This is a genomic window from Sphingobium sp. (assembly GCF_003248505.1).
Lineage (GTDB): Bacteria > Pseudomonadota > Alphaproteobacteria > Sphingomonadales > Sphingomonadaceae > Sphingobium.
Genome location: NZ_QFOA01000001.1, coordinates 45,318 through 57,865, shown reverse-complemented (window position 1 = coordinate 57,865; position 12,548 = coordinate 45,318). Strand labels below are relative to the sequence as shown.

The following is a 12,548-nucleotide window of genomic DNA, read 5'->3' as shown; positions in this document are numbered from 1 at the left end:
GCGAAGCGGAAGAAAATCCAAAGAAATTTTTGTTCCTGAATGGATTAAGACGCTTCCCCTCGGAAAAAATGAATGCGACAAGTCGGATGCCCCATAGGAAGCTGAAGATGGAGCCATCTGATCACTTCGATTCTGCGCCGGGTCGTCATTGTCGTGACAATGTTTGTTAGGGTGGGTGATGTCGACGAATCCCGTCGCTCCGGAGCGAGTGATCGCCTTGGAGCCTCATAGCGCGGCGGCGGTCGAGAAGCCGGAGCCGATCTGCCTCTACACCCGCGCATGGCGGGCGTCGGGAACGGGTCTGTTCGCCCAGGAACTGGTCGACGGCCTGCTTGCGTCGGGGGCTGAAGTCACGTTCGTATCGCCCGTCGTCGACAATGCGAAGATGGAAAGGCCCCGTCCGGGCCTGCGTCGCCTGCGGCCCGTGCGTGAAATGGTCGGCCCGGCGCCGCGCGTCACCCGTGCGCTGCGTTCGCTGCGCCGCATTGGCGGCAGCTTCGTCGCGCTATTCCAGGCCCGTCTGCACGCGCGCACCTTCATCATCACCATCCCCGATCCGCTTATGCTGTTTCTGCCGATGCTGCTGCTGCTACGGCTTACGGGTGCGCGCGTCATCTTCATCGCCCACGATCCGATCCCGCACGGCTGGCGCTTTTCGCAGCGCTGGCGAAGCGTGGAAAAGGCATCGCACGGTGCCTGCTATTATCTTTCCAACGCAGTAGTGGTGTTGAGCGAGGCGTCCCGGCAGAAGTTGCTCGAATGCTTCCCGCGCCTGCGCGTCGTGGTGGACGTGATCGAACATGGCGACTTTGCGTTCCACGAAGTCACGCCGCTTCCCGGCAACGGCCAGTTGCTCGCGTTCGGAACGCTGCGCCGGAACAAGGGCGTGCGCGAGGCGATCGAGGGCTGCATCGCGGCCCGCCGCGCCGGCGCGCCCGTCCATCTGATCGTCGCCGGCGAAATTTATCGCGAGGAACCCGATTATGCCGAGGAATGCCTCGCGATCGCCCGAACCGCGCCCGACGCGGTGACGATTCAGATCGGCTATGTCGACGACGCCGCGCTTCCTGCGCTCATCGCGCAAAGCGACGCCCTGCTGATGCCTTACAAGGATTTCTTTTCGCAAAGCGGCGTGGCGCTGCTGGCCGCTTCCAACGCGCGACCGATCATCGCGAGCGAGGCGGGCGGCATCACGTCGCTGATCCGCGAAGGCATGCCCTCGACCGTCATCGAACGCCCCGTCGATTCACCATGCGTGGCCAACGCCATCCTGCGCCACATCGCCACACCGACGGCACAGTGGACGGAAAGTGCGATAGCCTATCGCCTTTACACCCTGGAACGCCGATCGTGGCCCAGCCTTGCTAGGCGCTATGCTGCACTGGCGAACAAGATCAAGCATTGACCCTTGCGAGCGCGAAAGGGACCGGGCATAGCCTGACCCCGCGCGAAGCTGGCCTTGTTCCGCTAGATGATGGGCATCCAGTCCTTCGCGGGTGAGCGCTTTCGCTGCGGGGACTATCGACGATGCTGTTCACCTCCGGGCTGTTCCTGTTCGTCTATCTGCCGGTTACGCTCGTCCTGTTCTTCCTGATCGCGCGCAAGGCGGGGCCGGGTGCGGCGGCGGCATGGCTTGCCGCGATGTCGCTCGCTTTCTACGGATATTGGGTCCCGGCCTATCTGGCGTTGCTGGTCGGGTCGATCCTGTTCAATTTCGTCGCCGGCCTCGCCATCGTGCGCCATGCCGGGACGGATCGCGCCCGATACATCCTGATCGCCGCCATCGTCGTCGATCTTCTGGCGCTCGCCTTTTTCAAATATTATAATTTCCTGACCGACAATGTCCGCGCCGCCGGGCTGCCGATGCCGGTGCTGAACGTCATCCTGCCTATCGGTATTTCCTTTTTCACCTTCACCCAGATCGCCTATCTGGTGGACGCCTACAAAGGGAAGGCGCACGAGCCCAAACTGGTCCATTATGGCCTGTTCGTTACCTATTTCCCACATCTGATCGCAGGGCCGATCCTGCATCACTCCGAGATGATGCCGCAGTTCGCGAACCGCGACACCTACCGGCTCCGACTCGACAATTTCGCGCTGGGCGCATTGTTCCTGCTGTTCGGCCTGATGAAGAAGGTACTGGTCGCCGACAACATATCGATCATCGCCGACCGGGCGTTCGATGCCGCCAATTTGGGACAGGTGGGAATGCTACACGCGTGGGAGGGCGCGCTCGCCTACGCGTTGCAGATCTATTTCGATTTTTCGGGCTATTCGGACATGGCGGTCGGCATTTCGCTGCTGCTCAACATCCAGTTGCCCTACAATTTCGCCTCGCCCTATCGATCGACCAGCATCATCGAATTCTGGCGGCGCTGGCACATGACGCTCTCCCGCTTCCTGCGCGACTATCTGTACATCGCGCTCGGCGGCAACCGGAAGGGCAATGTGCGACGCTACGTCAACCTGGCCGTCACGATGATCCTGGGCGGATTGTGGCATGGCGCGGCGTGGACCTTCGTCATCTGGGGCGCGCTGCACGGCTTCTATCTGGTGCTCAACCACGGCTGGCGCTGGGTTGCGCAGAAAGCGGGCGTTGCCGGCAAGGGCGGATGGCCGATGCGGGCGGTGGCCTGGGCGCTCACCATGCTGGGCGTCCTTGTCGCCTGGGTTTTCTTCCGGGCTACCAGCGTCCACGGTGCGCTGTTCATGCTCAAGGCCATGGCAGGCGGTGCGCTTGGCACCGATCTGCTGGCCGGAAGCACGCAGCACTGGGCGCTGCTGGCGGCGCTGCTGCTCTTCACCGTGGCGCTGCCCAATTCGCAGACCGTCATCATGGAGCGCATTCGCCCGGCGATCGCGCGGCGTCTGGCAGGCGGACGCACCGGGATCATCCTCGCGAGCCTCGGCATCTGGGCGATGCTGGTCGTGTGGTTGGCGCTGGTCGCCGCCTCGCGTGAAAACGCGGCCTTCATCTATTTCAATTTTTGATGGGAGGCAGCAGGACCATGAAGAAGCTGATCTTCCTTGCCACAGGTGCGCTGGGGGCGCTGGCCGTGGGTGAAGCGCTGTTGCAGGCGCTGCCGGTGCCGGACGGCATCGCGCTGGCACCGCCATCGCCGCAATGGCAGACGCGCCGCCTCGAACCGGGCGCGCACACCACCATGTCGTTCGGCTGGGACCTGCGCCATCCCACGCACGGCACGGTCAACCCGGACGGCTTCACCGCCCCTTTTCCCTACCGCAACGGCGCGCAGGTGGGCGCGGTCATCGGCGACAGCTATGTCGAAGGGCTGAGCACCGCGGAGGGCGAACGGATCGCGCCCTCCCTTGCCGCACGGCTGCGCCGAAAGGCGAGCGACGTGTATAATTTCGGCGTCAGCGGTGCGAGCCTTCCCCATTATCTGGGCGTCGCCCGCATCGTGGGGCAGCGCTACCGCCTGCAATGGGCGACGATCGTGGTCGTATCCCATGATTTCGAAGAAGGCTTCGCGCCGCAGGCGGGCATGTACCGCTGGAGCGACACGCCCGCGCTGATCGACTATACGCCCAGCAAATCCTACGGCCTTGCCGAAAAGATCGGGCGGCGCTCCGCGCTCTACCGTTATGTGCGCATGAACCTTAAATTCTCGCTCTCCTCGCTCCTTTCCTCCGGGTTCGCCGATGGAGAAAGCGGAAGAGGCTGCCCTCGCGTGGCGCTTTCGGCGCGGGACGACAGGCGGATCGACGACTGGCTGGCGGCGCTGCCCGGCGCGCTGCGCCTGACTCCGGATCGTATCGTCCTGACGTTCGACAGCGACCGCACTGCCTACCAACAGGTCGGGCACGCCCCCTCCCCCTGTACGACGCGCGACGGTCTGGCGCTCGACCGGCTGAAACGACAGGCGATCGCGCACGGCTTCAGGGTCGTCGACACCGCGCCCGTCTTCGCCGCCGCGTGGGCGCGCGATCACCGGCCGTTCGATCATGCGCCGCTCGACCGGCACTGGACCGGCTATGCCAACAAGCTGGTTGCACAGGCCGTCGGCAATGCTCTAGGTCCGGAGCGATGAAGCAGCCGACGGGCATTGCATTCCAGCCTTATTGACGAGGACCCATGGCGCGCCTGTTCAACATCCTGTTCCTGGTGGCGACCGCATCGCTGTTCCTGCTCGGCGCGCATCTCCTCGATATCGCAGGCTGGCGCTATTCGGACGACAGCGGGCCGCTGCTGACGCGGATCCACCCGGCGACCTACATCATCATCCTCACGACCATCGTCGCGACCTTCGCCTTCCCGCGACGGGTAATGCAGGCGGTATCGTCGCTGCCCTTCATCCTCTTCGCAGTCGCGACGCTGATCCTGTTCGCACGTGCCGTCATCATCATGCTCACCGGCATCACCGGCGGCGAAGTGACGGCGGTGGTCACCAATTTCATGACGCCTGCACTCTATTATGTCTGCGCCCGCTGCGTCAGCAGCGAAGTACTGCTCCGCTGGGAGTGGCCCCTGCGCGCCTTCTTCGTCGCCAATTCGCTGATGGCGCTGGCCGAGCGGCTGGTGGGGCATCGCTTCATCCCGAGCTTTCTCGACAAGACGACGGACAATCGGGCGGCAGGGCTGGTCGCACACCCCCTCAATGGATCGCTGCTCACCGGATTGTTGCTCGTCTATCTGGTGACGGCGCGTCGCGGCGAATCGAAGATCGCCAACCGCTTGCCCGAAATCGCGCTTCATGCAGCGGCCATGTTCGCCTTTGGCGGGCGCGCGGCGCTGGTCTTCACGCCCACGATCATGATCCTGAGCGCCTTCATAAGCGGTCGCAAGGCGGGCGAGGCCGATGTCACCTGGTCGCAAAGGCTGATGCCGCTGTCGATCGTGCTGATCGGCATCTGCCTCATCTTCCTGCCGATCGAATTCGTCGACAGCACGCTCGACCGTTTCTCCAACGACGGCAACAGTGCCCAGACCCGCAATGCCGCCATCGATATCCTGTTCTACGTGCCGCCCCATGACCTATTGTTCGGTATGAACTATTACGACCGCATGGCGATGGCGAAATTCTTCCATACGCCTGCCGGTCTCGAACTGGCTTGGGCGGCGCTCACCATCACCTATGGCCTGCTTTGCGTCCTGCCGATGATGATCGCGCTTCCCTGGCTGTTCTACAGCATGACGCGCCAGATGGACCGTTCGGCCTTCTACATGATGCTGCTGTTCCTGGTCGTCACCGCAGGTTCGCTCGCCTTCGGCGTCAAATCCCTGGTGGTGGTGCAGTGCGTGGCGATGATCCAGATACTGGGCCAGCGCAAGCTGCTGCGGCGCAAGGCAAACGTATTCGACGAACTGGGCATCTCCGTGCGCCCGCCGCGCAGCGAGAAGTTGTTCGGCAACCTTTCGGAATAAGCGGCACGCCCTATCGGAAATCGACCTTCCATCGGTGGATGTCGATTTCGGTCTGGCCCGCGCCCGCCACCGGCTCGGTGCCGAATGCGATGCCGTTGAACCATTCCTGGCCGGTGATGACCTTGCGTGCGACCAATGCCTTCAGGAATTCGCGCACGTCGATCGTACCCTCGCGCACGTCGCGTCCGTCCTTGGGATAGATGCGAATGAACTTTTCATGCCGGCTGATCCCCCAGTGGCGGCCTTCGCTGTCGGTATAGTCTCCCTCGTCGACGCCCACGGCGCGGATGAAGTCCATCGTGACGGGCGGCACGTGCAGAAAGAAACCGATCTCGAACAGCTTGTCCGTCATGTCTCCGGGCAGGCGGGTCAGATAGAATTCGTTCAGCAGATTGAAATTAGGGCTGTAGCGATAGGAAAAGCGAAAGCTCTGCCGGAATTCGGCGATGTCTCGCACCTGTTTGGGGGGGATGGCACCGGGCGGGGGGTCCTTGCCGTCATAATGGCCGTAAGCCACGAAATGATAGCCCCACACACCCGACTTCTCCGGGCGCGCTACGGGCCAGCGTGTTCTGATCGTGGTGCCGTCGGGAAAGGTCGCGGGCTGGACGACGATCTCATCTCGGAAATGCTCACCTGCCTTGAGCCGCGTGTCGAACATTGCCGCCCACGGACTGGCGAAGGCCATGTAAGAGCCTTGGAAATAATTCTGCTTGTCGGGAATGACGATGGCACCGGGCGGCAACGGCCCGGTGCGGCCTTCCCACCCCGCGACCGGTCGGCGGTCTTCCGCGACAGCTGCCCCCACCAGCGGCACCAGTAGCAAGGCGGTCGCCATGCCGGCGAAGCGACGGCCTATGCCTTTCCTCTTCACGGTGCGGGAGCGATGCATCGAAGCCTCCTTGTCAGGCGCGCCGCTGGGACAGGCCGCTTGCTTCACGAGGGCGAGCATAGCGCCGGTCCGGCAGGTGGCAAGACCTGCTACGGCGCACGATAGGCGGTATAGCCCCGCATGGCGATACGTCGGGAAAGGCCGTGCCGCATCGCATATCGGGCGAACGCGCCGTTCGGGTCGTTCACCTCGGGCCGCTCGACCAGGATCAGGTCGGGCCGGGGCAGGCGCTCCATCGACCTCGCCCAGTCGTCGCGGCCTTCCGCCTTGACCGCACCTCGCCCTGCGCCCGCGGCGCTGGCGAAGGATCGTGTCGGCACGTCGAAATACAGCGGAACGAGATAGCCGCCCACCCACCAGCTTCGCTCGCCCCGGGCTTGCGCCGCCTTCACCAGCGCGGCGGCGGCGGCGGTGTCATCCTTGCGGTGCGCTCCGTCCAGCCGGAACAGCGCGGTGGACCCCAGCAACAGCAACGCAAACGCAGGCGCCATCCAACGCCGCCCCGATCCAGCCTGCTCGCATCCCATCGCCATCACCAGCATCATCGGCGGCACGGCGAAGGCGAAATGCCGTCCGACGATGCGAAAGCCGATGCCGTATCCGGCGCCGATCACGCACAGCATGGAAAATCCCGTCACCGTGACGAGGATCAGCGCCGCCCGACGATACCGCCCGGCAAGCGCCGCGACGAAGGAAGCCGCCCAGGCGAGGCACAGCGTCGCCAGCAGCGCCCACTGCCATGCCGCAATCGCATGGATGCCCGCCACGCGCAGCAGATCGCGCCCCGGCACATATCCGCCAGCGCCCATCACCTCCAGCACCCCGAACAGCATCGTCGCGACGCTGGTGCTGTTGCGCGTTTCGGGCGTCGCGCCCTTTGCCATGCTGTAGAGGACAAGTGCGCTGACGATGCACGCCGCCGCAACGCAAGCGAGCGCGTAGAGCATCGGCCCCGGTCCCATCCGCCGCAGCCCGGCAACGCCCTTCCAGCCAAGAAGCGCCAGGATCGCGACAAGATATGCAGCGATGTAGGGCGCGGCGATGGGTGACGCGCCGAAGCTGAGCAGCGCGCCGGTCAGGAACAGCAGCGCCACCGGTCCCATGGCGCACGCGCCCGGCTCCGCGCGCATCGTCCAGCTGCGCAGCAGCGCCAGCGTCAGGAAAACCGACCCCGCGACCAGCATCACATAGGGGCGCGCTTCGTTAAGATAGGCCCACAGGAAGCAATTGCACAGCAGCAGCAGGGCCCACCGCGTGGCAAGGTCGCGCGGCACGCCGCGCGTCCATCCGATCGCGGCCATCGCGCCGATCAGCAGCAGAGCATTGAGACTGCGCAGCGCCAGTTCGGACGACCCCAGCAGCCGCGACCACCCGAACGCCATGAAATGGTAGAGCGGCAGTTGCCCGTCGGAGTTGCGGATGGCGAGGAAACCGCGAAACCACGCGCCGATTCCCCGGACGCCGACATATTGCCAGGTCCCCAGTTCATCCATCCAGAAACTCTGCCGGTCGATCGCCAGCAGGCATACCAGCAGCGCGACGAGCAGGATCGAAAAGCCGGACGACGCACGAACGCCTTCGCTGCGCGGCGCGGGGGAGGCATTAAGCATCTCTTACCTTCCGTCGAATACAGTGTATGGGACAGGCGGACGAAAAGGATGCTCGCACCCGCAGACGGAATGCTAGCATGACGACCCATGGCGAGGAAGCAGGATCGGCGGGCGATGCGGGCAGCGTCGCGGACACGCCGGTTCGTTGCGACAGACCAGTGCGGACGAACGGGAGGGTCGGGCGAGTGGACGATGGTGCAGGGCAAGGCGGGGGCCGGACGGTGCCGCAGGCCGCACATAACGCCGCCTCGGTTCCGCTGGTGGTCGATCTCGATGGCACGCTGATCCGTTCGGACCTGCTGGTCGAAACTTTCTTCCATGCGGTCGGGGACGATCCCCGCAATGGCTTGCGACTGCTGCCAGCGCTGCTGCGGGGCAAGGCCGCGTTCAAGGCGGCGATCGCCGACGCAGCCAGCATCGATGCTTCGACTCTGCCCTTCGAGCAGGCGGTGCTGGATTATATCCGCCGCGAATCCGCGCTCGGACGTCCGGTCTACCTTGCGTCCGCCAGCCACGCCGACCATGTCCGCGCCATTGCCGATCATCTGGGTCTTTTCACCGGGTGGATCGCCTCGGACGGCATCGTCAACCTCGCCGGATCGGCCAAGGCGGCGAGGCTGGTCGATATGTTCGGGCAGGGCGGTTTCGACTATATCGGCAACAGCAAGGCGGACCTTCCGGTCTGGGCCGTCGCCCGGCGCTGCATCGCGATCAATGTGGACGGGCGCACGCGCGGGCGGATCGCGGCGCGCCACCCGGATGCCGAGCATCTCGCCCCCACGCCGCCGTCATGGAAGCGATGGCACAAGATGCTGCGCGTCCATCAATATGCGAAGAACGGGCTGGTCTTCGTGCCGCTGCTGACATCGCACACGATCAATCCAGGCCTCATACTGCTGGCGCTGGCGGCCTTTGTCGCCTTCTCTTTCTGCGCGTCGAGCGTGTATATCATCAACGACCTCGTCGACCTGAAATCGGATCGCGCCCACCCGCGCAAGCGTCTGCGCCCGCTCGCCGCCGGGCTGATTTCGCCCTTTGCCGCCATCGCCGTGGCCGCGCTGCTGCTCGTCACTGCCTTTGCCATCGCGCTGGCGGTGGGCTTGAACTTCACCGCCGTTCTGCTGGGCTATTTTCTCCTCACCTGCGCCTATTCCTTCAGCCTCAAGCGCAAGATGCTGGTCGACGCCATCGTGCTGGCCATGCTCTATTCGATCCGCGTCATCGGCGGATCGGCGGCGGTCGGCATCTGGATGTCGGAATGGCTGCTGGGCTTTTCGATGTTCGTCTTCACCTCGCTCGCGCTGGTGAAGCGCTATACCGAATTGTCGGTACGACTCGACGCATCTTTGCCCGATCCCAGCAACCGCAACTACAGGGTCGCCGACCTTCCGATCGTGGCGACGCTGGCGGCGGCGTCGGGGTTCAACGCCGTCACCGTCTTCGCTCTCTACGTGTCGTCGGATTCGGTGCGCCAACTCTACCGCCACCCCACGCTGCTGTGGATGATCTGTCCGATCCTGATGTACTGGATTGCGCGCGTGCTGATGCTCGCCCATCGGCGGATGATGGACGACGATCCTATTGCCTTCGCCCTGCGCGACTGGCGCAGTTGCGTATGCCTGTGCGGCATCATCGCCATCATGCTCGCCGCCTCCTGAAAGTCGGCTAAGATGTGGCCCGGCTGGGCGATTTGGCGGAGACTGGCCGCTGGCGCCCGTCGCCGAATGCGCTACTAAGGATCGCCGCCATACGGAGACCGCCACGTTGAGCCCGCTTCTCTTCCTCCTCATCATCGTTTCGGTTTCGCTGTCGGCCGCCGCGCAGCTCATCCTCAAGATCGGCGTCGGCCGGGCGCAGGGATCGGGCGAGTTTCTCGCCTATCTGCTCCAGCCGCTCGTCATCGGGGGCCTTGCCCTCTACGGCGTCGGCGCGATCCTCTGGCTGTCGGTTCTGGCGCGCGCCCCGCTCAGCATGGCTTATCCCTTCGTCGGCCTGGGCTTCATCCTCACGATGCTGTTCGGCCTCGTCATCCTTGGCGAAAACGTCACGCCGCTGCGCGTGGGCGGCACGCTGCTGATCGCAGCGGGATGCGTGCTGGTCGCCCGGTCCTGACGGAATGGTTTATCGAAATATTCGACGGAAGCTCGATTATTCGAGGTTCTACAGGTTGTTTGCAGGCATTGCAGTAGCGATACTCCTGTTTACGACCGTTACCCGCTTAACTCCGCTCCATGGCGACATTCAATTGAATGAGGTTGCAGGGGACAGCGGCAACGTCCTTCACCAACTCATCCTGATATTGTGCGCCGCCATGGTTTTTGTGGCACTACGCCCTCTCAGCGACCCGATCTCCATCGTGCGGATGCCGTTGAGCCTTGCACTGCTTCTGATCTGGTGTGCTCTAAGCGTCGGTTGGTCGATCGTTCCAGGAGCCTCTATCCGTCGGCTCATCCTCACCGTTTTGGTCATATGGTCGACATTCAGAACTGTCGATATCCTGGGATATCGACGCTTCATCACAATCTTGCTGTACTGCTGCCTGGCGTTGCTCATAGCGAACTATGTGGCAGTGCTGCTGTATCCGTCCGCCGCCATTCACCTTGACGCTGACATGAACGATCCCACCACCCTCGGTGCATGGCGCGGGATTATTCCGCATAAGAATATGGCGGGACCGCTCTGCGCCTTCACCCTGTTCCTGCTGGTTTTTGGTATCGGCAACATTCACATCCTGCTGCGGCTTCTGTTCATAGTTGCCGATATTTTCTTCCTGTTTCAAACCAACTCGAAGACATCTATCGCCCTTTCCGCATGCGCCATATCGGGCGGCTTCATCATCAAAAACTACCACCCGCGCGTGCGTCTTTTGATCGCTCCGGCCTTTGTGACGCTCTGCTGCGTCATCACTTACGCACTGGATAAATATCTTCCCGCCTATCTCACCGACCTGGCAAGCAGCCAGGACGCCTTTACCGGCCGCATCCAGATCTGGAGAATCGTGTTCGCGTTCATTCAGGACAACCTGATGCTCGGATCGGGCTTCGGCTCGTTCTGGGGGACGGGGTATGACGGTCCGCTTACCCATTACACCAGTCAGCGATGGATACAGCTGCAAGTCACTCACGGCCACAACGGCTATCTCGACATCACGGCACAACTGGGGCTGATCGGCCTTGCCCTGTCCGTCTTCGCGATCTTCGTGGTGCCGCTCATCAAATTGATCTTCGAGGCGGAGCTGCCCGACAAATATCGGGCGCTCATGTTCACGATCCTGTTCTTTTCCATCGGCCATAACGTGACCGAAAGCTCGATCATGGCGACCGACCAGTTCATGCAGTTCGTATTGATGCTAGTCATCGCCTGCATTGAGGATATGCGCGCGCCGTGGCGAGCCATCCGTCATGCCAATATGATGCGCTGGATGCGCGCCGTCGGGGAGGAGTTTCGCCTCGCCATGGCGGCATCGATCGGTCGTATTCATTCCGACAGGAACGATCCGCGCTGACCCTCACGCCTCAGGCCGCCCTGCGCGCATCCTCCCCGAAGGCGGCGCGCAGATAATTGTCTACGACCTGCGCGACGGAAAATTCGCGGGCGCGCGCCATCAGACGTTGCCGGTCGACGGGCTGGCCCAGCGCCGCAACGATGGCGTCCGCCATTCGCTCCGCGTCGCCGACCGGGACCAGCGCGCCGTAACGTCCTCCGTCGAGGATTTCGGACGGACCGTAATTGCAGTCGGTGCTGACGACCGCAGTGCCCGTCGCCAGTGCTTCGACGATGACGTTGCCAAATCCTTCGTAGCGGGAACTCATGACGAACAGGTCGGAGCGCGCCATCCACGCCGCCGGATTGGACTGAAAGCCCATGAAGGCCACATGATCCCGAAGGCGCAGCTGCCCGGCCTGCGCGCTCAGCGCCGCCTCCTCCGGCCCCACGCCCAGGATCAGCAACCGGGCGGGCCGTCGCGCGACGACCTGTGCGAACGCTTCCAGCAGCGTATCCCACCCCTTCTGCGCGACGAGCCGACCGCAGCCGATGACCACCGGTTCCCCGCTTTCGAAAAAGGGATGCGCGACCGGCGGCAGAGCGTCGGGGTCCATGCCTTCGGGGCATGCGGGGTTGTAAAGCACGCCGATCTTTGTCCGCTCAAAGCCAGTGGCCCGCGCCATGTCGTCCGCAACGCCCGCCGACACCGCGAAAACGCCGTCCGCCCCCGGCAGGAAGATGCGATAGGACAGTGGCACCAGCGCCTGTTGCAACGAGATACCCGCCTTGGCCTCGGCCGTCAGCGCATTATGCTGCATCACGCCCAGCCATCCCTTCGCGCCCGAAAGCCGCCGCGCGATGATCGCCATCACATTTTGCGGCCCCATGCTGGAGAACAACGCGTCGGGCCGCTCCCTCTTCAGATAGCGGGCCAGCGGCAAAAGGCTGGTCGCCGTGCGGCGGCTGCCCAGGTCGACGATGCGCACGCCCTTGGGTACCTGCGGCAATAATTCGCCCTGTTTCTTTACGAGGACGAAATCGACGTCATAGCCCCGCGCCAGCAACTCATGGGCAAGGGTGATGCGCATCCGTTCGACGCCGCCCTGGTCCAGACTGAAAAAATGAAATGCGATCCTGCGTTTCACGCACGTTGCTCCAGTCTGTTTTATTTGTG

The 12,548-nt window shown here is 63.4% G+C and carries 10 protein-coding genes; 7 read left to right on the top strand and 3 right to left on the bottom strand.

The window, feature by feature from the left end:
- Positions 1 to 178 precede the first annotated feature (178 nt).
- The 4 genes from DI606_RS00240 (at position 179) to DI606_RS00225 (ending at position 5,386) form a co-directional block, all read left to right on the top strand.
- Positions 179 to 1,405, top strand: coding sequence for a glycosyltransferase family 4 protein (locus DI606_RS00240; protein ID WP_293978820.1), 1,227 nt, complete (start codon positions 179 to 181; stop codon positions 1,403 to 1,405).
- 122 nt (positions 1,406 to 1,527) lie between these two features.
- Positions 1,528 to 2,991 carry an MBOAT family O-acyltransferase gene (locus DI606_RS00235; RefSeq protein ID WP_293978818.1) on the top strand — a complete coding sequence of 488 codons (1,464 nt, stop codon included), beginning with the start codon at positions 1,528 to 1,530 and terminating at the stop codon, positions 2,989 to 2,991.
- A 17-nt stretch (positions 2,992 to 3,008) separates the two neighbouring features.
- On the top strand, positions 3,009 to 4,052 hold the full coding sequence (locus tag DI606_RS00230; RefSeq protein ID WP_293978815.1) for a hypothetical protein: 1,044 nt from the start codon (positions 3,009 to 3,011) through the stop codon (positions 4,050 to 4,052).
- Between the two features lie 44 nt (positions 4,053 to 4,096).
- On the top strand, positions 4,097 to 5,386 hold the full coding sequence (locus DI606_RS00225; protein WP_293978813.1) for a VpsF family polysaccharide biosynthesis protein: 1,290 nt from the start codon (positions 4,097 to 4,099) through the stop codon (positions 5,384 to 5,386).
- Positions 5,387 to 5,396: 10 nt separating this feature from the next.
- Here the strand turns inward: DI606_RS00225 and DI606_RS00220 are convergent, their stop codons facing one another.
- On the bottom strand, positions 5,397 to 6,278 hold the full coding sequence (locus DI606_RS00220; RefSeq protein WP_293978811.1) for a hypothetical protein: 882 nt from the start codon (positions 6,276 to 6,278) through the stop codon (positions 5,397 to 5,399).
- Between the two features lie 89 nt (positions 6,279 to 6,367).
- On the bottom strand, positions 6,368 to 7,888 hold the full coding sequence (locus DI606_RS00215; protein ID WP_293978808.1) for a hypothetical protein: 1,521 nt from the start codon (positions 7,886 to 7,888) through the stop codon (positions 6,368 to 6,370).
- A gap of 77 nt (positions 7,889 to 7,965) precedes the next feature.
- On the opposite strand from DI606_RS00215, the gene DI606_RS00210 reads away from it, so the two are divergent.
- The 3 genes from DI606_RS00210 to DI606_RS00200 all read left to right on the top strand — a co-directional run bounded on the left by DI606_RS00210 (position 7,966) and on the right by DI606_RS00200 (position 11,393).
- On the top strand, positions 7,966 to 9,546 hold the full coding sequence (locus DI606_RS00210) for a UbiA family prenyltransferase (RefSeq protein WP_293978805.1): 1,581 nt from the start codon (positions 7,966 to 7,968) through the stop codon (positions 9,544 to 9,546).
- Positions 9,547 to 9,652: 106 nt separating this feature from the next.
- Positions 9,653 to 10,000 (top strand): permease, encoded by a 348-nt coding sequence (locus DI606_RS00205; RefSeq protein ID WP_293978802.1) that lies wholly within the window; start codon positions 9,653 to 9,655, stop codon positions 9,998 to 10,000.
- A gap of 55 nt (positions 10,001 to 10,055) precedes the next feature.
- The gene (locus DI606_RS00200; protein ID WP_293978801.1) at positions 10,056 to 11,393 is read left to right on the top strand and encodes an O-antigen ligase; all 1,338 of its coding nucleotides are present in this window, start codon (positions 10,056 to 10,058) and stop codon (positions 11,391 to 11,393) included.
- A 10-nt stretch (positions 11,394 to 11,403) separates the two neighbouring features.
- On the opposite strand, the gene DI606_RS00195 is transcribed toward DI606_RS00200, so the two are convergent.
- A complete protein-coding gene (locus DI606_RS00195; protein ID WP_293978799.1) occupies positions 11,404 to 12,519 on the bottom strand; it encodes a glycosyltransferase in 1,116 nt (371 codons plus the stop codon).
- Positions 12,520 to 12,548 lie beyond the last annotated feature (29 nt).